Here is a 20,902-nt window from a genome sequence, read left to right on the forward strand (position 1 = left end):
CGACCGCAGAGCTCAAGCATGGGCCTTGCGACGGACGGCAGAGAGATTCCGGGGAACAAAGGAGAATTTAATCATGAAGTTGCTCAGTAAGATCTGCGGCGTGGCGACGATGGCGCTTTCGCTTCTTGCGGGGACCGCCGCGTCGGCCGGGACCATCGAAGACATTCGCGCCCGTGGCGTGCTTCGTATTCCAGCGATCCTCAACGAGACGCCTTACTTCACCAAGGATCCCCGCACCGGCGAGTGGCAGGGCTTCGTGATCGATATGGCGAACGACGTGGCCAAGACCCTGGACGTCAAGCTTGAAGTCGTGGAATCCAGCTGGGCCAATGCCATCCTCGATGTCCAGAGCGGCAAGGTCGACATGGCCTTTGCCGTGACGGCAACGCCTGTTCGCGCCATGTCCGTCTCCTTTTCCGACCCGACCTATTATAACAGCTTCGTTTTGGTATCCGCCAAGGAAGAGCTCACTGGCAAGACTTGGAGCGAACTGAACGATCCGAAGTTTACTTTTGCTGTAGACCTTGGCTCCGCTCAGGATCTCATCACCCAGCAATATCTTCCCAAAGCCAATATCCTGCGCTTCAAAACGCGTGACGAGGCAATCGTTGCCGTCACGACCGGCAAGGCAGATGGGCTCGTCAACACGATGCTGAACGGCCTGGTCATTGCCAAGAAGGCTCCGACCATCGGTGCCGTCAAGGTTCCGACGCCCATTCTGTCGACGCCATCGGTGATCGCGCTGAACTATGGCGCGGACGAAACCTTCAAGAGCTTCGTGTCTGCCTGGGCTGAATACAATCGGCGCATCGGCAACAACCAGACATGGATCCTGAAGAGCCTCGAGACCTACGGCATCACGCTGGAGGATATGCCTGTAGGCTTCGGCTTCGGCGGCTGAAGAGGCTGGTCGCGACGTGCTGAGCTCTTGGCGTGTCTCGACCTTCGCCGCACTATCTGGTTGAAAACGTTAGAGCGGGCCGCAGGATCGTCGGCCCGTTTCGTTGTCGGGACCATCTGAGTATATGAGGCTGCCTAGGCCAGCACCGAGGACAGAAATTCGCGCGTCCGCTCCTCTCTCGGTTCTCCGAAAATCTCTTCGGGTGAACCCTGTTCGCAGATGCGACCCTTGTCGAAGAAGCAGACCCGGTCCGAAACCTCGCGCGCAAAGCGCATTTCATGGGTGACTAGAAGCATGGTCAAGTCGTGCTCGTGTGCCAGGCCGCGGATGACGGAGAGCACTTCGCCCACCAGTTGAGGATCAAGCGCCGACGTGGGCTCATCGAACAGCAGGACGCTCGGCCGCATGGCGAGCGCGCGGGCAATCGCGACGCGTTGCTGCTGTCCGCCCGAGAGCTGGGCCGGGTAATGGTCTTTCTTGTCCGCCAGTCCGACCATATCGAGCAGTTCGATGGCACGCGCTTCCGCTTCCGCCCGCGCCATGCCCAATACCCGGACGGGCGCTTCGACGACATTGCGCAGGACGGTCATGTGCGGAAAGAGATTGAAGCTCTGGAAGACCATGCCGACATGGCTGCGGATCTGGCGCAGATGCCTCTCAGATGCCCGGAACGGTCCTTTGCCACGCTCTTCATGGTAGGACATGTCGGCAAGTGTCAGCTTGCCTTCCTGAAAGGGTTCCAGCGTCATCAGGATGCGCAAGACCGTCGATTTTCCGGAGCCTGAGGGCCCGATGAGCGTGACCTTCTCCCCCTTCGCCACACTGAAATTGAACTGGTCGAGCACTGTCAGGATTCCGAAACGCTTCGTGACGTCGGAGAACTCTATAAAAGGGTTATGAGCATCGGTCATCGCATTGGGATCCCTGCTTTGGGGAGCGCTTTCTGCAGGCGGTGGAGGCCTACCGAGCAGATCAGCGTCAGGAGAAGGAAGATAAGGCCCACTAGCGTCAGTGGCACGAGATACTCGAATGTGCGTTCGCCGATCATGTTGGCGAGGCCCATCATTTCGAGAACCGTGACAACGGAGAGAACGGGTGTTTCCTTGATCATCGCAACCATATAATTGCCCATTGCCGGCACGATGCGCGGAATGGCCTGGGGGAGAATGATGTCGCGATAGGCTTGCATGCGTGTCAGATTGAGGGCTGTTGCAGCCTCCCATTGGCCGCGATGCACGGCCTCGATACCCCCGCGATAGACCTCGGACGTATAGGCCGCATACTGCAGACCAAGCGCAAGCGCGCCGGTGAGGAAGGCGGGCAGGACAATGCCGAACTCGGGCAGGACGTAGTAAAGAAAGAAGAGCTGCACCAGAAGCGGCGTATCGCGCAGAAACTCGACAATGAATGCGGTCGCCCAGGAGATCGCCTTGACCCGGCTACGGCGCAGCAAGGCGAAGGCGAGACCAAGGGAGAGCGCGATTGCGAAACCGGCAGCCGCCGCCTTCAAAGTCACGGTCAGGCCGATCAGGATGATCGGAAGGATCGAGATCGTGTAGGTGATCCAGGTGGTCGTGTCCCATTCATATCCATACATCATGACGGCAGGATCCTCACGATTGGCCCGGACGGGGCAGGGCGTCGCCGCGTCGCACGAAGCGCTCGATAAGCTTGATTGCCATCATCAACACCAGCGACATCGCGAAATAGCAGAGGAGCGTGATCGAGTAGATGCTCGTGCTGTCGAGGGTCAGGTTGCGGATCGACTGGGCCGCGAATGTCAGATCCGCGATGGAAATGAGCGAGACGAGGGAGGAGAGCTTGAGGGTCTCGATGGCCAGATTGCCGAAAGCCGGCATCATCTCGACCACCGCCTGGGGCAGTGAAATCCGAAACAGCGTCTGGAAGCGATTGAAGTTCAGAGCGCGAGCGGCTTCAAGCTGCTGCTGGGAAACGGAGGAGAGCGCACCACGAACGATTTCCGCGCCATAGCCGCCCACATGCGCGGCCAGCACCAGAATGCCTGTGGTGATCGGGTCGAAACTCAGTCCGACCAATGGCAGAGCATAATAGAACCAGAAAAGCTGAACGAAGAGCGAGGTGCCACGAAACACTTCCGTGTAGCAGAGCGCTAGGCCCGACAGAATGGGGCCGCCTTCGACGCGCAGGATGCCGAAGAAGAAGGCCAGGGCTGCTCCCACGGCAATTGCCGCAAGCGTGATCGTCATCGTGACGGCCGCGCCTTTCCAGAGCATAGGCAGATAGGCTGTCCAATCCATCTGTGAACTCTCCCGGTTTCAGGTTTTATGGCGCCCGGTCAGGACCGGGCGCCATCTACCGTTATTTGCCGGCGCAAAGATCGGCCACGTTCTTTTCCGCAGCTGCCGCGATGCTCGCTTCGGAAACGCCATATTTTGCAAGGATCGCCTTGTACTCATCCGTCTTGCGGAACTCGACGAGGGCAGCGTTGAAGGCGTCGCGCAATTCCTGGTCTTCCGGCCGGAATGCAAAGCCACCGTAATTGCGAACCGGCGCATCATTGACGATCGGGTCTTCGAAGGGAGCGACCTGTTCGACATTCGCCTGATCCTTGGCGAGCTCCGATACGGTCAGCTCCGTGGCGGCATAGGCGTCCACTCGGCTTTCCACCGTCGGAATTGCGTCGGCATTCGCCGGAATGAAGACGATCTGGTCGTCTTTGACCCCCACAGCCCGAAGGAAGTCGACATTGTTCGCGCCCGACACGACGGCGACCTTCAGCGACGGGTCCTTGGCGATGTCGGCATAGGTGGTCAGGCCCTTCGGGTTCCCCTTTTTCACCAGGAGACCTTCGCCATAGGACGAGTTCGGTTCGGTAAACGAGACCTGCTGGCAGCGCTCAGGCGAAATGTTCTGTTCGGCCGCAGCGAAGTCGAACCGGCGGGCCTTGAGCCCGGGGATCAGCGTGCCGAAGGGCGTCACCGTCCAGTTGACCTCTTCAATCCCGATTTGTTTCAATACGGCGTTTGCAACATCCGGGCCGATGCCGGCGGAGGTGCCGTCAGGCTGCATGTAGGAATAGGGCACTTCATTGGCGGTGGCTGCACGGATGTAGCCCTGCTCCTTGACCTCTTCGAGGGTGAGGGCACCGGCAGATGTAAGGGACATGATCAGGGCGAGGGCGGAAAGCCCGGTGATCTTGGTGATGTGCATGTGAATTCTCCTCTGGTTTTGTGTTTTTGCTTGGCCGTTTCGGGTCTTGTGCCGTCTTACCGGCCAGGTTCTCCCGTAACCGTAGCGATTACGGAAAGGCAGTCGCCGGCCTTGATCAGGCCGGGAACGTGACGTGCCGCAAGCACGCCATCCATGGCGGCTCGATAGTCGAACGGCGCGATGCCGGTCTTGCCCACGGGATAGACGCGGGCAATGGTTTCGCCGGTTCTGAGGATCTCGCCGAGGTCCCGCACAAAGGCGACGAGGCCGTCATCCTCTGCAAATGTGAAGCAGTCGCTTGACGGCATATCCAGCCACTGGGTGGACTGCACATCTGGCGCGCCGGGCAATATCCCCGCGTGGCGCAAAAGGTTGAGGATGCCTTTGCGGGCAATCTGGATCGAGGCGGCACTTGCCGTGCCCGCACCGCCGAGCTCCGTGGTGACGAATACCTTGCCCATGTCCTCGACGATCGTGTCCAGCATCCCGACTGCATCGATTTCCAGCATCTTCATCGAGTAGGGGGCGGCAAAAGCCGCCACGGCGTCGAAACAACGCGCCTCCTGGGTTTTGTCGGGCAGCTCATGTGCTGCGGCGTATGGCAGAAAGTCGAGCGTCTTGCCGCCCGAATGGAAATCAAGGACGACGTCGGCGAGAGGCGCCAGATAGCGGGTCACGTAGTCGGCGATCTTTTCCGTCACCGAACCGTCCGGGCGTCCTGGAAAGCTGCGATTGAGATTTCCCCGATCGATCGGAGAGGTTCGTGTGCCGGCGCGAAACGCGGGATAATTCAGCGCCGGAACGATGATGATACGTCCGCTCACATCAGCCGGATCCAGCGTCTGTGCCAATTCGAAGAGGGCCGCCGGTCCTTCATATTCGTCACCGTGATTTGCTCCGGTGAGAAGGGCGGTCGGTCCTTCCCCTTTGGCAATGACGCAGATCGGGATCATCACCGAACCCCAGGCGCTGTCGTCGCGGCTGTAAGGCAGACGCAGATGACCGTGCTGTACACCCTTGGCGTCGAAATCGACAGAAGGGGTGATCGGCGAGGGGCGGGGCAGGCTGGTCAACATGGTTCAGCCCTTCACGAACAGCTGGCGCGGAACATTCGAAAGACATTCGACACCGGTTTCGGTGATTGCGATGCTTTCCGTGATTTCGAGCCCCATGTCTTCGAGCCACAGCCCCGTCATGAAATGGAAGGTCATTCCGGGTTTGAGCTCGGCCCTATCGCCGGGGCGCAGGCTCATCGTGCGCTCGCCCCAATCCGGCGGGTAGGAAAGACCGATGGGATAGCCGGTGCGGTTGTCCTTGATGATCCCGTATTTCTTGAGGACAGCAAAGAAGGCGTTGGCGATGTCTTCGCAGGTATTGCCTGGTCTGGCGGCCGCCAGTCCCGCCTCCATGCCTTCGAGCGTCGCCTTTTCGGCATCGAGAAAGGCCTGCGTGGGCTTGCCCAGGAAGACGGTCCGCGAGAGCGGGCAATGGTAGCGTTTGTAGGCGCCGGCGATCTCGAAGAAGGTCCCTTCTCCAAGCCGCATGGGTTTGTCATCCCATGTCAGATGGGGCGCGGAAGCATCTGCGCCGGACGGCAGCAGCGGCACGATCGCAGGATAATCGCCGCCGAACTCCGATGTGCCGCGAATGCCGGCGTCATAGATCTCGGCAACCAGGTCGCACTTGCGCATGCCGGGCTCGACGACATCGACGATGCGCTTATGCATCAGTTCGACGATCTTGCCGGCCTTGCGCATGTAGTCGAGTTCGGTCGGGCTCTTGATGGAGCGCTGCCAGTTGACGAGACCTGCTGCATCCTTGAAGCGGGCATTGGGCAGATGCTTTTGCAGTGAGGCGAAGGCCGCTGCCGAAAAGTAGTAATTGTCCATCTCGACGCCGACCGTGAGGCGTGACCAATTGCGCTCGTCGATGATCTGCGACAGCAGATCCATCGGGTGGCGCTCGGTCGACTGCACGTAGTGATCCGGGTAGCCGATGATATTGGCCTGGTCGAGATAGGCGGTACGCTTGGCGCCATTGGCGTCCTGCTTGCGACCATACCAGATCGGTTCGCCGCTGGGGGTCACCAGCACGCATTGATGCACATAGAAGGACCAGCCGTCATATCCCGTCAGCCAATGCATGTTGGATGGGTCGGTGACGATCAGCAGATCGATGCCCGCAGCCTCCATGGCGAGACGGGTCTTGGAAAGGCGCTCGGCGTATTCCTCGCGCGTAAAGTTCAGTGTCACGCTCACGCTGCGTCTCCCTTGTCTATTTTGTTGTCGATTGTCTGTCCGCTGCCGGCGTCGCGCGCCCGGCTGACGGCAAGATTGGCAATGGCGGTGTCCTGCACGCCCGTGCCCGTCAGGTCCGCGAAGGTGATTTCTTCGGCGCTCGTTCTGCCTGGCGCCTTGCCGGCAACGACCGCTCCGAGTTCGTCGAAATGCCGGTCTTCCGCAACCGCTCCGGTCTTGATGGCGTGATGCAACTCGCCGAGAACACGTGTCTGGGTGATGCGATCGGCGATGTATCTGGCCTTGGCGAAAACGGCTGGATCGATTTCGTTCTTGTGTTCGGCATCGGATCCCATCGCCGTCAGATGCTGGCCGGGTTCCAGCCATTCGGCCATCAGGACCGGCTTTTCGGCAGGTGTCGTTGTGACGATGATATCGGCATTGCGGACGGCCTCCCGAGGGTCCGCCACGGCAGCCACGTCGATTCCATGCCTGCTGGTGAAATCGGCAGCGAGCTTGCGCGCTTTCGCATGATTGCGTGCCCAGATACGCGCCGACGTCAGCGGGCGAACCAGCATCAGTGCCTGAAGCTGCAGCTGCGCCTGCATGCCTGCACCAAAAACCGCGGCGACGGAGGCGTCTGGACGCGAAAGATGACGGGCGGCAACCGCTCCAGCCGCGGCCGTGCGCACATCCGTGAGATAGCCATTGTCGAGCAAAAGCGCCTCGACCAATCCTGTTTTCGCGCTGAAGAGGATCATCAACCCGTTGAGGCTTGGCAGACCGAGCTTGGGATTGTCGAAGAAGCCGGGGCTGACCTTGATCGCAAAGCCGTCGAAACCCGGCACATAGGCCGTCTTGACGTCGACCTCGCCGCGAAACTGGGGAATGTCGAGCCGCAAGATCGGGGGCATGGCCACGGCCTGGGTGGCCAGCGCCGCAAATGCACGTTCGATGCAATCGACCGCGGACACGTCCAGTTGGACGACTGCTCGCAGGTCACTTTCCGTCAGGATCGTGATGCGGCTCATGCGTCTGCTCCCTCTGTGATTCTCCGGTGGAGCTTCGGATCGATGTTGCCGCCCGATACGATGACCGCAGTGGGCCCGCATAGCTCGATCTTCCTGGCCAGAATGGCGGCAATGCCGACCGCTCCGGCGCCCTCGACCGTCTCGCCTTCCTCGCGCCAGGCGTGGCGGATGCCTTCGGCAATCTCGCTCTCGCTCAAAAGAATGACGTCATCGAGTAGGGTGCTGCAGAGCGCGAAAGTGACGCGGTTCGAGAGACCGACGCCGCCGCCCAGGGAATCGGCCAGAGTTTCCTCTTCGCGGACTGCCACAGGTCGTCCGGCAGCGATCGACGCATGCATGGCGGCTCCCCGTTCCATGGAGATGCCGACGAGGCGTGCCTGAGGACGCAAGGCCTTGACGGCGACGGAAATGCCGCCAGCCAGGCCGCCACCGGACAGGGGAACCAGCACTGTCGCAAGATCCGGGATGTCTTTTAGGATTTCGAGGCCGATCGTTCCTTGACCGGCGACGACATCCACGTTGTCGAAAGGCGGGATCGCCGTCAGGCCGCGGGCCTCGACCAGTCGTTCGACCTCCTCCTGGGCATCATCCTGCGAGACGCCGACAATGCGGACTTCAGCATCGAGTGCGCGGATGGCGTTGACCTTGTTGGCAGGAACGAGCGACGACATGCAGACAATGGCTGGCACGCCAAGTTCGCGTGCCGCATAGGCCACCGCCCGCCCGTGGTTTCCCGTGGACGCCGTGACAAGCCCGCGTCGGCGCTGAGCATCGTCGAGCGACAGGATGGCATTCATCGCCCCGCGCAGCTTGAAGGCGCCGATGGGCTGGTGGGTTTCGAGCTTCAGATGAACCGAATGGCCGGTGTGGTCAGACAGCGAGCTGGAACGAACGAAGGGTGTTCGCGCAATGTGGCCGTTTATCCTAGCCGACGCGCCTTCGATGTCCGCCAGAGTGACTGGCAGAATGGAAGTGTAGGCCGATCGGTGGACGGTTTCGCTCTCCATGATTGTCATGTTGAGAGCGAAAGAAAATCATGTCAATTATTATATTGTAATGATTCAATGATTGTAGATGTGTCGCGTCAACCGATCGATCCTATGGCGTAGACCGGAGGCAACTGCTCGAATGCCTCGCGTACGATGGTCAGTGCCTTTGCAAGGCTGGACTGGTTCAGGCGTCCACCCAGACAAATGCGAATACCGCCGCCATGGCCCGGTCCGGCGATGAAAGGCTCGGACGGTGTGACGGCAACATTCTGGTTGGCAAGCGCGCGCACGAGACTGTCCTCAGTCCAGTGGGGAGGAACCCTGAGCCAGGCGCAGAGCGAGAGCGGGTGGCTGGAGGCAATATGATCTCCCAGGATGTCTACGGCCACTTGCTGGCGCTTTCGCGCTTCTTCGCGCTGGATGGCGACCAGTTGCCGCGCCGTGCCATTCTCAACCCAGCGTGTTGCAATTTCACCCGCCAGATAGGTGCCACTCCAGCTCGTGACACGCAGAATGGAGGCCGCCCGAATGGAATAGGAGCGCGGCACGACGAGGTAACCGACGCGCAGCCCGGTCAGGACGGTCTTTGTGAAGCTGGTGACGAAGAAGCCGAGATCGGGAATCATGTCGCAGATCGATGGCAGGTCCTCCTCGATCATCGGCCGATAGACTTCGTCTTCGATAACAAAGACGCCGTATTGCTCGGCGATTGCTGCGATTTCGCGCCGGCGCGCTGCACCGGCCACGTGGCCGGTTGGGTTGTTCAGTGTCGGGATCAGGACCAGTGCGCGCACGCCGCCGCCCGAACAGGCGGCCGCGAGCGCCTCCGGCAAGATGCCTTCGTCGTCTGTCGGCAAGCCTTTGAGACTGAATCCGAGGACGTTCGAAAGTCCAATGATGCCATGATCGGTCAGGTTCTCGCACAGGATGACGTCGCCGGGACGAACGATGCAGCTCAACGCCAGAAAGATGCCGTGGGCCGCTCCGTTGGTGATGAGGATGCGTTCGGCCGTCGCATCGACGTTCAAAGTTCGCAGCCAGTCGCGTGCCGTTTCCCGATGACGCTCAAGGCCAGCAATCGGGCGGCAAGGCCTCATGAAACTAGCATTGTCACCCTCCGAGAGCTCCCGAAGTATGTCGCGGGAGGCGTTTTCGTGCACGTCAAGATAAACGCCCCGAACTATCGAAAGATCGAGCACCTCATTGACGCTGTGATCGAGCATCATGCGACCCGCCCGATCCGTCACGCGCGCCTTGACGAAGGTGCCGCGTCCAATCTCGCCGCTCAGATAGCCGAGACGTTCCGCCTCCTTGTAGGACAGGCTGACGGTCTGGACAGAAAGGCCGAGGTCGCGCGCCAGATCCCGATGCGTCGGCATTCGGTCCATGGGTTTGAGGATGCCTGCGTCGATATCCGCTATGATCCGCTCTGTCAGTGCGGCATGCTTGGTCTCACCCTTCAGCTTGGCGAGCTGCGGTCGCCAGACCACGGGTTTGGCGACGGTCATCGGTTCGCGGGCAAAAGGATTGTATTGTTCGCGCATGAAATTGTCTCGATCGAGCGACGTGAATTTCATGACATTATGCACGCTCACTTCAAAAAATGAAGCGATATGCAATCTGAGGCGTGATCGCCTCAGATTTTTTCGTCGTCCTGCAGCTTTGGTTGCGTGCGACGCCGTCGGCGACGGGCGTTTCGCCGGGTCGCGCGTCAGATCCTTTCGCCGGCCTGTACCAGTTCATCCATGACGGATCGCACGGCGGATTCGGCAATGGCGACGATTTCGTCGATCTCTTCCTTCGTCGTGACGAGGGGAGGGGCAAAACCCAGAATGTCGCCATGCGGCATCGCTCGTGCAATCAGCCCTCGGCTGCGGGCAGCCTTCGAGACACGCGCGCCGACGGACAGCGAAGGGTCAAAACGAGTCTTGTGTTCCCGATCCGACACGAACTCGATGGCGCCCATCAGGCCGACACCGCGAACCTCGCCAACAATGGGAAGCTGCGCAAACTTCTCCTTCAGCTGCGCCTGGAAATAGGCGCCGACCTTGCGGGCATTGCCCGGCAGATCTTCCTTTTCGACGATGTCGAGAACCGCATTGGCGGCTGCCGCGCCGATCGGGTGACCCGAATAAGTATAGCCGTGTGAAAAGGCGCCGACGCGATCGGCCCCGTCTTCCATGACCTTGTAGACTTTTTCGCCGACGATTGCGCCCGAGAGAGGGAAGTAGGCGGAGGTGAGGCCCTTGGCCACTGTGATCAGATCGGGTTCGATGCCGTAATGCTGCGATCCGAACATCGAGCCGGTCCGGCCGAACCCGGTGATGACTTCGTCAGCAATCAGAAGGATGTCGTATTTCCGCAGAACCTTTTGAACCTCCTCCCAATAACCCTCAGGTGGCGGCGTGATGCCGCCCGTTCCAAGAACGGGCTCAGCGATGAAGGCGCCGACCGTTTCGGGATCTTCACGCAGGATGAGAGCTTCGAGTTCACCCGCGCGACGGATCGAGAATTCGAGCTCTGTTTCCCCGGCTTCAGCGCCCCAATAATGATGCGGGACGCCGGTATGGAGGATGCCCGCGCGCGGCAGGTCCATGTGGTCGTGATAGAAACTCATCCCGGTCATGGATCCCGACACGATGCTGCACCCGTGGTAACCGCGCTCCCGGGAAATGATCTTCTTCTTGTTCGGCTTGCCGCGCAGATTGTTGTAGTACCAGACCAGCTTGGCCTGCGTCTCGTTCGCATCGGAACCCGACATGCCGTAGAAGACCTTGCTCATCTTGCCCGGTGCCATCCTGACAAGGCGGTCAGAGAGGATGGCAAGCTCATCGGTCGTGTGGGCGGCATAGGAGTGATAGTAGGCGAGGCGATGGGCCTGTCGGGAAATCGCTTCCGCGACCTCGGTCCTGCCATAGCCGACATTGACGCAATACAGGCCCGCAAAGCCGTCGATCAACTGGTTTCCATGCGCATCCTGAATGCGGATACCCTTGCCGGTCTCGACGATCGTGGGATCGCCCATCTTGCCGCTGGCAAAATCCTTGAGATGCGTGAAGGGGTGGAGGACCGAATTGCGATCCATCTCGGCGATCTGGTTCAGATTGGCATTCATTGGGTCAAATCCTTTCAAGCAGCGAGATTTCCGAAGCAGACATATTTTGCCTCGAGGTATTCCAGGAGCCCGTGGCGCGAGCCCTCACGACCCAGGCCGGATTGCTTCCATCCACCAAAGGGGATGGGGGCGCCGGTGAATTTCGGCGTATTGACGGCGACCATCCCGTATTCGAGCCTGTCCGTGAGACGCATAGCGCGGCCGAGGTCACGGGTGTAAACGTAGGCTGCAAGGCCCATCTCGGTGTCATTCGCCCGCGCCAGCACCTCGTCTTCATCGTCGAAGAGCAGTATCGCGGCAACAGGGCCAAAGGTTTCTTCTCTTGCGATCAGCATGTCGTCTTCGACATCGGCCAACACTGTCGGCATGACGAAATTGCCTCCCAAGGGGCTGTCCTGTCCGCCGCAGACGAGACGCGCGCCGGCGGACAGTGCCTGGGAGATCTGCTTTCGGCATTTTTCGGCCACTGAAGGACGCGTCATCGGCCCGATGTCGATGCCCGGCTCAAGTCCATGCCCCACCTTGAGTTCGGATGTCGCGTTGGCGAAAGCGTCAACGAAGCGGTCGTAAAGCCGGCGCTGGACGTAAATGCGGTTTGCCGCGAGGCAATCCTGCCCTGATGTTGCAAACTTTGCACACATGCATCCCTTTACCGCTGCCGTCAGGTCGGCATCGTCAAAAAGGATGAACGGCGCATTGCCGCCCAGTTCAAGCGAGGCTTTCTTGATCGTTGCCGCCGACTGGGTCAGCAGAATTCGCCCGACTTCCGTTGAACCGGTAAAGGAGAAAGCCCGAACCTCGGTGTGTTCGAGCAATCGGCTGGATAGGGGGGCAGCCTCGCCCGTCAGAACCTGGAATACGCCTGCCGGCATGCCGGCCTGTTCGGCGAGTTTTGCCAGGGCAAGGGCCGAGAGCGGAGTTTCAGGCGCAGGCTTGACGATCATGGTGCAGCCCGCGGCGAGTGCTGCGCCGGCTTTCCGGGTGATCATGGCAGAGGGAAAGTTCCACGGCGTGATGGCCACGGTGACACCGACCGGCTGCATCTGAACCGAGATGCGGCCTCCGGGCAGGTGGCTCGGGATGGTTTCGCCATAGGCACGCTCCGCCTCGGCCGAGAACCAGTCGAGGAAATTCGCAGCATAGGAAATCTCGCCAGCCGACTCGACGAGCGGCTTTCCCTGTTCTGCCGTCATGATGACGGCGAGATCCGTCGCATTGTCGCGCATCAGTTGCGCCCATGCGCGCAGGATCCGGCCGCGTTCCAGCGGCAGCATGTCCCGCCACTTCGGGAACGCCCGTGCGGCTGCTTCCACGGCATGATCGGCATCTTCGAGGGAGCAAGCCGCGACATCCGCAAGATGCTCTTCGGTCGCCGGATCGGTGACACATAATGTCTCGGCGCGCTCAGCCCAGACGCCGTCGAGGAAGGCGCGATGCTCGAGCAGGCCGGGTTGCTGCAATGATTTCAGCTCGGTGCTGGCGATACCTTTCATGCGTCTCTCCTCCAACGATGTGGGGCAGTCTAGCCGCGGGCGGTGATCGTTTGACTGCGTAGTCGACGGGCTTTATGCAGGATGAAGACTTGTTTTTACCTCTTGGCGCAGGATTACTGCATGACATCACTGGATCGAGTCGACAGAGCGCTGTTGGACGCCGTGCAAAAGAACAATCGCCTGACGTCAGAAGAGTTGGCGCGCATCGTCAATCTTTCGCCGACGGCCTGCCAACGACGATTGAAACGTCTGCGGGAGGAGGGGGTGATCGAGGCGGATGTCTCAATCGTATCGCCCAAAGCCGTCGGACGGGGCATCACGATGATCGTTCTGGTGTCGCTGGAGCGCGAGCGTGCGGACATCGTCGATCGGTTCAAGGCTGCGATCCGGGGCACGAAGGAGGTGATGATCGGTTACTATGTCACGGGTGATGCCGACTTCATCCTGGTGATTACCGCAAAGGACATGGAGGACTACGAAGCGTTCACGCGGCGCTTCTTTTACGAAAATCACGACATCAAGGGGTTCAAGACCATGGTGGTCATGGATCGAGTGAAGGCAGGTTTTGCCTTTCCGATCGAGACCTAGCAAACTTGGCCCGGCTCAAGTCTTGGTGAGCCGTTCGATCTGAACGACAAGATCTGCACTTCCAGACAAGAGACATGGACCTCAAACGCGTGTTCCGGCAAATTCATGAGTGCGTGCCCTCTGTGAGAGGCGCCGAATGCCAGAGGATCAGGAGGCCAATTGACAAATCGCTTCCATGGCCATTGTGGCGCCCGCTGATCCTGTCAGGTCCAGTACAACTCACAACTGGACCTGCATCTGTCGATCGGTACTTGTTAAAGTCGTGCATCGACGATCTGCACCGCTGTGTCTTTAATCAGACCGTAAGCCGTTCCATCACCCGCAACCTGTTTTGCGACATTCACGCCTGATGGCCTGGGCTGGCGAAAGATCAGGCCGATGCGCGCAGCATCAGGTCAGATTTAAGAAGAATCTGGTCTCGGCGGAGCCTCTCGTCTTCGTCATCGTCGACCTCTCCCAACTTCTTCAGAAGCAGTCCGATCGCCAGCTGCCCGATCTCGTTGTAGTTCTGCGCGACAGTGGTGATCGGAGGGCAGGCGTATCGGGACAGGGGATGATCGTCGTGTCCTGCCACCCTGAGGTCGAAGGCCGTCCCATGCCCGACTTTCAGCCCCTTTTGCCAGGCCGCTGCGATAACGCCGAACGCGAGACGATCATTGGCGCAAACGATAGTGCGTGTAGGCAAGGTTTCCCGGCGCTCAAAGAGGCGCGAGGCCTCCTCGAATGCGAAGCGCTCGAAGTCCCAGGTGTCTCCTTCGGCGATATCCAGAATCATCGGCTTCAGACCTGCCGTCTCCATTGCGTCGACGTAGATCTCGCGCCTGTGGCCAGCGTTCCGGTTGACCTCGGGCATTCCGAAGAAACATGGCGGTTCGCCCGATCGGCAGAGATAATCAACAATGAGACCGAAGCTCTGTCTGTTGTCGCTTCCGACAAACGAAGCCTCGTCGTCCGGTGGGGCATCCACGTAGACGAGGGGGATGTCTTTCGCCAGAGCCCGCAGGGCCGAGTTCCTCGAAGTCGTGCCGATCGGGGCGATGATGGCCCCCGCGACGTTCATCGACTGCAGTGTACTGACGGCGTCGTCTTCGGTATCCGGCCGACCGTCTGACGAAAAGACAAACGCCAGAAACCCAGATTCTGCCGCGATCAACTGGATCCGACGAGTCAACGCCATATAAAATGGATCCAAGGCGTTTGGAATGATGACGCCAATGATGTTGCTCCTGCGGCGGTTCAGGTTGACCGCGAACAGGTTGGGCTTGAAGCCCGATTTCCGCAGAGCCTCTTCGATCGCGTCGCGGGTCTTCTTGCGTACGGAAGAGGGGTCGTTGAAGTACTTTGAGACGGTCGGGCGTGAGAGCCCAACATATCCCGAAAACTCCTCCATAGTCTTGATCGGCTTCGCCACATCCCCTCCGTCGCTGCTCACAGCACGCGCTGTTCTATCACCGGAATCACTTCATGTAAGCCGGCTCAGGGCCCATGGATGTCAGGAGGATACGAACTGAACCTTCATCGTGGCTGGATCAGAGGGTTTGGTCAGAAAATACGGGAGCATTTCGTCGAGTGGCAGCCTGTGACTGACGAGCCGCGCCATCTGCCCATCGTCGGCTTGCAGCATTTCGAGCGCCTCCGGAATGTTGCGGTTCAACGAGTGCGAGCCGACAATCTTGAGCTGCCGGCGGAATACCTCGAACGGGTGGATCGCGATTGTCTCGGTCGGCGGGCATACGCCGAAGAGCAGGGCGGTGCCGCCATCTTCGACCAGATCGATCATCTTCTCCACCACCGTGGGCACGCCGGTCGCGTCGGCCACGAAGTCAAAGCCATGGCGGCGCGACGCAAGTTTCCCGGAGCCGGAAATCGCAGTTTCCAGACCGAGATCGGAGGCGAAGGCCAGCCTGTGCTCGTTCACGTCCGCAACGGTGACAGTTCGGGTCCCCTTTGCTCGCAACGCCAAGGCCATCAGCAGCCCGATTGGTCCCGCGCCAAAGATGATGGCATTGGACGGAACGTACGAGCCGGTCGCGACGCCTGCGGTCGACAGTCCGTTGAGAGTACAGGCAAGCGGTTCTGCCAGTGCGGCGGCGTCGAAGGCAAGGTCACCGATGCGGTGAAGCTGTGCTGCTCGAACCAGACTGTACTGACCGAAGCCGCCGTCGTGTGTCACGCCGTATGCCTTCAGGTCCTTGCACAGGTTGGTCAGGCCTCGTCTGCAGGAGGGACATGTGCCGCACGGCAAGTTGGGATCTACGGCTACGCGGTCGCCCGCCCCGAAACCTTTCACGTCGGCGGCGACGGCCGCGATTTCTCCTGCATATTCATGTCCCGGGATCACCGGGAACGCACTTGCGCCGTATCGACCATGCAAGACGTCGATATCGGTATGGCACAGACCCGACGCGCGAATACGGATCATGGCGTGCCCATCGGGCAGCCTGTCGGGAAGCGGCCTGTCAGCCAATACAGCCTGACCCTTCCCGATGAATTGAACAGCTCTCATGGTTTCGGCGCTCCCTTCAACTCATCCAGTTGCCGCCGTCGACATTGTAGGTCTGAGCGAGAATATAGTCGCTATCCGAAGACGCGAGGAATACTGCCAGACCCTTGATGTCGTCGGGCGTCGCGAAGCGGCCGATCGGAACGGACTTCGCCACCTGCGCCTTCTTCACGCCGGGCTGCAGGCCTTCCCATTCCGCGAATTTCGCGTCCACCACGTCCCAATGCTCGCCGTCCACCACACCAGGTGCGATTGCGTTGACGTTGATGCCGTGTGCCACGAGAGCGAGCGCCGCCGACTGGGTCGCTGAAATGATTGCCGCCTTGGAGGCGCAATAGAGCGTTACCAGCGCTTCCCCGCGACGACCGGCCTGGCTTGCCATGTTGATGATCTTGCCGCCGCGTTTGCGCTCTATCATCACGTTGGAAACCGCGCGCATGACGAAAAGCGGACCCTTCAGGTTAACGTCCATGACACGCTGATAGCAGTCTTCCGTGATGCCGTTGATCGGCGCCATGTCGAAGATCGCAGCGTTGTTGACCAGGATGTCGATGCCGCCGAACTCCTTGTCTACGTGCTCCACAACGCGGTCGATGTCGTCGACCTTGGTTACGTCGAGCTTGACGGCCCTGGCTGCGGAGCCGATTGCGGATGCCGCTTCCGTGGCGCGGTCGATGTTGATATCGGCGATGACGACCTTTGCGCCCTCTGCCACAAAGGCTTCCGCGAAGCCCAGGCCAATACCCCGCGCACCGCCGGTTATGAAGGCAACCTTGTCTTTCAGTCTCATGGTCCGGTCTCCGACGAGCCGTCTCATCGTAGACGGTCGTTCATCTGATGCTATCTTTGCTGTAGTCTCGGTGCCCGGCGGCATTGCCGCCGGGCACCTCGGGAGGGCCGCCTCAAACGGCGGCGGAGAACTACTTGATGTAGCCGGCACGCGTCATGTCGCGGGTCACCTGGGCTTGGGCGGCGTCGAGAACCGCATCCACTGTCTGCTGACCTGCCAGCGCGGAGCTGATCTGCTGGCCGACAAAGGTTCCGATCCCTTGGAATTCAGGGATGGCCACGAACTGGACGCCGGTATAGGGAACCGGGTCCTTCGTTGGCTTCGACGGATCCGCCGACAGGATCGCATCGAGCACCGTCGCCGCGAATGGAGCAGCCTCCTGATACTCCGTCAGTGCGTAGGTGGACTTGCGCGTTCCCGGAGGCACCGCGACCCAACCTTCCGATTCGCCGACCATCTTGACGTATTCCTTTGATGTGGCCCATTTCAGGAAGGACTTGGCGACCTCGGCTTTCTGGGTGCTCTTGGGAATCGCAAGGTTCCAGGACCAGGACCAGCTCGATCCCGCCGGCGTATCTTCCACCGGTGCGCGAGCAAAGGCGACCTTGTCGGCGACCTGGCTCTGTTTGGGATCATAGACGCGTCCAGCGGCTGACGTGGCGTCAATCCACATGGCGCACTGACCCGAGGCAAACAGCGTCTGGTTCTCGTTGAAGCCATTGGCCGTTGCGCCCGGAGGTCCGTATTTGGTCATCAGATCGACATAGTCAGTGATCGCTCTCTTCCACGGCTCGCTGTCGAGCTGCGGTTTCCAGTCCATGTCGAACCAGCGTCCGCCATAGGTGTTCACCATGGTGCCGAGAAACGCCATGTTCTCGCCCCAGCCGGGCTTTCCGCGAAGGCAGATGCCGTACTGGTTCTTCGACTTGTCCGTTAGCTTTTCCGCATAGTCCTTGATCTGGTCGTAGGTAGGTTGCTCGGGCATCTCGATGCCTGCGGCTTCAAACAGGTCCTTGCGATAGAGCGTGAATGAACTCTCGGTATAGAAGGGGACGGCATAGAGCTTCCCGTCCACGGTGAGGCCTGCCTTGATCGGCTCGAGCAGATCGCCGTAGTCGTAGTCGTCACCAAGATCGTCCACGGGCGTAAGCCACCCCGCCTTACCCCAGATCGGGGCTTCGTAGCCGCCGATCGTCATGACGTCGAACTGCCCGCCGCCGGTTGCGATGTCCGTTGTTACGCGTTCACGCAGAACGTTTTCCTCAAGGACGACCCAATTGATCGTGTTGCCGGTTTCCTCTTCCCAGGCCTTCGACAGCTTCTGCATGATGATCATGTCGCCGTTGTTGACGGTCGCCACCGAGATTTCCTCGGCTTGAACGATACCGGCGATCAGGCCGAAGCCTACGGCGGAAGACATAAGGATGCTGGTTTTGACACTCATGACAATCTCCTCCATTGCGAGTGTGATGCGCATAAACTTACATGCGTAAACTTTTATTGCCCTCTCGGTTGGATCTGTCAAGCTCGACTCAGGCCTGAAATTAAGCCAAAGCATGCTGCATTGCGGTAGGAATTTAGCATTTTGCTCGTTGTTGAGGCTGTGTCTGGCTCAATTCATTGATGATTTCGGTCACCATGCAGGCGCGTTCATTCTCTCCTAAGTTTACGCGCGATAAAAATAGATTGACATCGGGTGCGCTTCTTTTTTAATCAGCCACGGCCTCCAACTGTTCCGGGGGCAATGGCAAGCATTTGGGAGAGGCCGTGACAGACGTAGCTGTTCTTGCTCCGGAGAAGCTGGGCCCGACAATCACCGCGGGAGAGATTCTGGTCGAAATCATGTCGACATCTGTTGGAAACGGTTTTCTCGAGCCGATGCCGCTGGTCGGGCCTTTTCCCAGTGGCGCGCCAGCGATCTTCATCGACCAGGTGGCCAGGCTCGGTAGCGAGGCCGGGATCATCTCGGCTGTGGGCGACGACGATTTTGGGTGGCTGAACATTGAGCGGCTGAAGCGAGACGGCGCCGACGTGTCGGCGATCGCGGTCCTTGCTGAGGCGCCAACGGGCAGCGCATTCGTCCGATACAGAGCCGATGGCGCTCGGGACTTCGTGTTCAACATCGCCCGGTCCGCGTCCGGTCAGATCGAGATGACCGATGCGGCAAGGGCGCTCATCGCGCGTGCAGGCCATGTGCATGTGATGGGTTCAGCCTTCGCCATCGGCGGTATCGGCCGGGTGCTGTCTGAAGCGGTCGCCTCCGTGAAGGCGCGAGGCGGTACTGTTTCCTTCGACCCGAACGTCCGCAAGGAGCTTTTGGCTGGGCAAGGGGAGGCGAGGGCGCGTTTCGAAGAGATTCTCGCGGTCAGCGATTTGCTTCTTCCCTCTGGTGAGGAGCTTTCTGTGACAGCAGGAATAGACGAAGAGAAAGCTGCGGTTCAGTCCCTTCTGTCGCGAGGTGTAAAAGAGGTCGTCTTGAAGCGAGGCGCCGCCGGATCCTCATTCTATCTCCAAAACGACCGGGGCCATTGTCCCGCCTTCAAGGTTGAGGAGCTGGATCCGACCGGCGCGGGTGACTGCTTCGGTGCGACCTATGTGACTTGCCGCCGCAAGGGCCTGTCCCCTGCAAGTTCCCTTCGATACGCGAACGCGGCAGGTGCACGAACGGTCACGAGGCAAGGCCCCATGGAGGGCGTTTCGACCTTTGCCGAACTGGACCAATTTATCGAAGAACACAGACTGGAGACCTAGGATGAGCAGTCACCTGCTAGACCTTGCAACAGCGCGTCGCTCGGGCAGGCCCCGCGGCATTACTTCCGTCTGTTCCGCGCATCCTACGATCATCCGGGCAGCGTTGCGCAGGGGATCGGTCACCAACCAGCCGGTCCTGATCGAGGCGACCTGCAACCAGGTCAATCATCTCGGCGGCTATACCGGAATGACGCCTGCAGATTTCGTCGGCATGGTTGAATTGATCGCTCTGGAAGAGGGGCTCGACCGAAACCAACTGATCTTCGGCGGCGACCATCTCGGTCCTAATCCCTGGCGCAAGGAGCCGTCCGAGGTGGCGCTCGCCAAGGCACGGGACATGGTCATGGCCTATGTCAGGGCAGGCTTCAGCAAGATTCATCTCGACACGTCCATGGGCTGCGCCGGTGAACCGGCTGCGCTGGATGATGACACGATCGCCGCGCGGGCAGCTGACCTTTGCCGGGTTGCCGAGGCGGCTGCCGAGGCTGCAGGCCTTCCTCAGCCCCTCTATGTCCTTGGAACCGAGGTTCCTGTTCCGGGTGGGGCGGACCACGTGCTTGAAACCGTCGAGCCAACTTCACCAGATGCTGCCAGGAAGACGATTTCCATCCACCGGGAGACATTCCTCGCGGCGGGGCTGGAGGACGCCTTCGAGCGGGTTCTCGCCTTTGTCGTCCAGCCCGGGGTCGAGTTCGGCTCTGAAAATGTTGTTGCGTACAACCCGGCAAAGGCCGCTGATCTGGCTGCCGTGCTGAACGACCACGAAGGCCTCGTCTTCGAGGCGCATTCGACAGACTATCAATCAGAGACTGCTCTTGCCGCCCTCGTGCGAGACGGCTTCCCGATCCTGAAAGTCGGTCCAGGAGTTACCTTTGCATATCGCGAAGCGCTCTATGCCCTCGATATGATTGCATCCGAGCTGGTGTCATCTTACGGCGCTCGCCCTCTTGCCGCCGCGATGGAGCGGCTGATGCTCGATCATCCGGTGGATTGGCAAGGCCACTATCATGGTGGTGAGGATTCGCTGCGGCTGCAGCGCCATTACAGCTATAGCGATCGGATTCGATACTACTGGAACCGTCCGGAGGCGGCCTCAGCCGTTGCGAAACTCCTCAACGCGCTCAACGGCCGCACGATCCCGCAGCCGCTTATGCATCAGTTCTTTCCCGGTCTGGCGATGGCCGGTAATACGGCTGATGGAATAATTCTTGCGTCAGTCGACCACGTGCTCGCGAGCTACGACCGGGCTGTTCATCAGGCTTCAAGCCAGATCTGAAGGCAACCATTCGCCTGGAAACGGGAGGGAATATCA

19 protein-coding genes are annotated in these 20,902 nt (G+C 60.0%); 4 read left to right on the forward strand and 15 right to left on the reverse strand.

What is annotated here, in order from left to right:
* Positions 1 to 73 precede the first annotated feature (73 nt).
* Positions 74 to 901 (forward strand): transporter substrate-binding domain-containing protein, encoded by an 828-nt coding sequence (locus E9677_RS10830; protein WP_136558082.1) that lies wholly within the window; start codon positions 74 to 76, stop codon positions 899 to 901.
* Between the two features lie 134 nt (positions 902 to 1,035).
* Here the strand turns inward: E9677_RS10830 and ehuA are convergent, their stop codons facing one another.
* The 11 genes from ehuA to E9677_RS10885 form a co-directional block, all read right to left on the reverse strand.
* A complete protein-coding gene (gene ehuA, locus E9677_RS10835; protein ID WP_136558083.1) occupies positions 1,036 to 1,812 on the reverse strand; it encodes an ectoine/hydroxyectoine ABC transporter ATP-binding protein EhuA in 777 nt (258 codons plus the stop codon).
* Positions 1,809 to 2,501, reverse strand: a complete 693-nt coding sequence (ehuD, locus tag E9677_RS10840; protein ID WP_136558084.1) for an ectoine/hydroxyectoine ABC transporter permease subunit EhuD — start codon at positions 2,499 to 2,501, stop codon at positions 1,809 to 1,811. Before ehuD ends, ehuA begins: the two co-directional genes overlap by 4 nt.
* A gap of 13 nt (positions 2,502 to 2,514) precedes the next feature.
* The gene (gene ehuC, locus E9677_RS10845; RefSeq protein ID WP_136558085.1) at positions 2,515 to 3,180 is read right to left on the reverse strand and encodes an ectoine/hydroxyectoine ABC transporter permease subunit EhuC; all 666 of its coding nucleotides are present in this window, start codon (positions 3,178 to 3,180) and stop codon (positions 2,515 to 2,517) included.
* A 61-nt stretch (positions 3,181 to 3,241) separates the two neighbouring features.
* Complete coding sequence (gene ehuB / locus E9677_RS10850) at positions 3,242 to 4,093, reverse strand: ectoine/hydroxyectoine ABC transporter substrate-binding protein EhuB (protein ID WP_136558086.1); 852 nt, start codon at positions 4,091 to 4,093, stop codon at positions 3,242 to 3,244.
* 56 nt (positions 4,094 to 4,149) lie between these two features.
* A complete protein-coding gene (doeB, locus tag E9677_RS10855; protein WP_136558087.1) occupies positions 4,150 to 5,169 on the reverse strand; it encodes a N(2)-acetyl-L-2,4-diaminobutanoate deacetylase DoeB in 1,020 nt (339 codons plus the stop codon).
* Positions 5,170 to 5,172: 3 nt separating this feature from the next.
* A complete protein-coding gene (gene doeA / locus E9677_RS10860; RefSeq protein ID WP_136558088.1) occupies positions 5,173 to 6,351 on the reverse strand; it encodes an ectoine hydrolase DoeA in 1,179 nt (392 codons plus the stop codon).
* Positions 6,348 to 7,361, reverse strand: coding sequence for an ectoine utilization protein EutC (gene eutC / locus E9677_RS10865; protein ID WP_136558089.1), 1,014 nt, complete (start codon positions 7,359 to 7,361; stop codon positions 6,348 to 6,350). The genes doeA and eutC overlap by 4 nt, the downstream gene beginning before the upstream one ends.
* Positions 7,358 to 8,377 (reverse strand): hydroxyectoine utilization dehydratase EutB, encoded by a 1,020-nt coding sequence (eutB, locus tag E9677_RS10870; protein ID WP_136558090.1) that lies wholly within the window; start codon positions 8,375 to 8,377, stop codon positions 7,358 to 7,360. Before eutB ends, eutC begins: the two co-directional genes overlap by 4 nt.
* Positions 8,378 to 8,445: 68 nt before the next feature.
* Positions 8,446 to 9,894 (reverse strand): MocR-like ectoine utilization transcription factor EhuR, encoded by a 1,449-nt coding sequence (gene ehuR, locus E9677_RS10875; protein ID WP_136558148.1) that lies wholly within the window; start codon positions 9,892 to 9,894, stop codon positions 8,446 to 8,448.
* A gap of 167 nt (positions 9,895 to 10,061) precedes the next feature.
* On the reverse strand, positions 10,062 to 11,465 hold the full coding sequence (locus E9677_RS10880; RefSeq protein WP_136558091.1) for an aspartate aminotransferase family protein: 1,404 nt from the start codon (positions 11,463 to 11,465) through the stop codon (positions 10,062 to 10,064).
* Between the two features lie 14 nt (positions 11,466 to 11,479).
* Positions 11,480 to 12,958: an NAD-dependent succinate-semialdehyde dehydrogenase gene (locus E9677_RS10885; RefSeq protein ID WP_136558092.1), complete on the reverse strand. Its 1,479-nt coding sequence runs from the start codon at positions 12,956 to 12,958 to the stop codon at positions 11,480 to 11,482.
* A gap of 120 nt (positions 12,959 to 13,078) precedes the next feature.
* Between E9677_RS10885 and E9677_RS10890 the strand changes: the two genes are divergently transcribed.
* A complete protein-coding gene (locus E9677_RS10890) occupies positions 13,079 to 13,546 on the forward strand; it encodes an Lrp/AsnC family transcriptional regulator (RefSeq protein WP_136558093.1) in 468 nt (155 codons plus the stop codon).
* Between the two features lie 370 nt (positions 13,547 to 13,916).
* On the opposite strand, the gene E9677_RS10895 is transcribed toward E9677_RS10890, so the two are convergent.
* From E9677_RS10895 to E9677_RS10910, 4 genes are all read right to left on the reverse strand, one after another.
* Positions 13,917 to 14,936 (reverse strand): LacI family DNA-binding transcriptional regulator, encoded by a 1,020-nt coding sequence (locus E9677_RS10895; RefSeq protein ID WP_136558149.1) that lies wholly within the window; start codon positions 14,934 to 14,936, stop codon positions 13,917 to 13,919.
* A gap of 102 nt (positions 14,937 to 15,038) precedes the next feature.
* Positions 15,039 to 16,052: a zinc-dependent alcohol dehydrogenase family protein gene (locus E9677_RS10900; RefSeq protein ID WP_136558094.1), complete on the reverse strand. Its 1,014-nt coding sequence runs from the start codon at positions 16,050 to 16,052 to the stop codon at positions 15,039 to 15,041.
* A gap of 16 nt (positions 16,053 to 16,068) precedes the next feature.
* Positions 16,069 to 16,839: an L-iditol 2-dehydrogenase gene (locus E9677_RS10905; protein WP_136558095.1), complete on the reverse strand. Its 771-nt coding sequence runs from the start codon at positions 16,837 to 16,839 to the stop codon at positions 16,069 to 16,071.
* Between the two features lie 130 nt (positions 16,840 to 16,969).
* Positions 16,970 to 18,283 (reverse strand): ABC transporter substrate-binding protein, encoded by a 1,314-nt coding sequence (locus tag E9677_RS10910; RefSeq protein ID WP_168801170.1) that lies wholly within the window; start codon positions 18,281 to 18,283, stop codon positions 16,970 to 16,972.
* Positions 18,284 to 18,606: 323 nt separating this feature from the next.
* Here E9677_RS10910 and E9677_RS10915 point away from each other — a divergent pair, with 323 nt between their 5' ends.
* Together E9677_RS10915 and E9677_RS10920 are read left to right on the forward strand one after the other, a co-directional pair.
* Positions 18,607 to 19,590 carry a tagatose kinase gene (locus E9677_RS10915; RefSeq protein WP_235882908.1) on the forward strand — a complete coding sequence of 328 codons (984 nt, stop codon included), beginning with the start codon at positions 18,607 to 18,609 and terminating at the stop codon, positions 19,588 to 19,590.
* A gap of 1 nt (position 19,591) precedes the next feature.
* Positions 19,592 to 20,866 (forward strand): D-tagatose-bisphosphate aldolase, class II, non-catalytic subunit, encoded by a 1,275-nt coding sequence (locus E9677_RS10920; protein ID WP_136558096.1) that lies wholly within the window; start codon positions 19,592 to 19,594, stop codon positions 20,864 to 20,866.
* The last annotated feature ends 36 nt before the right edge of the window (positions 20,867 to 20,902 follow it).

The sequence above is a fragment of the Peteryoungia rhizophila genome (genome assembly GCF_004912145.1).
GTDB lineage: Bacteria > Pseudomonadota > Alphaproteobacteria > Rhizobiales > Rhizobiaceae > Allorhizobium > Allorhizobium rhizophilum.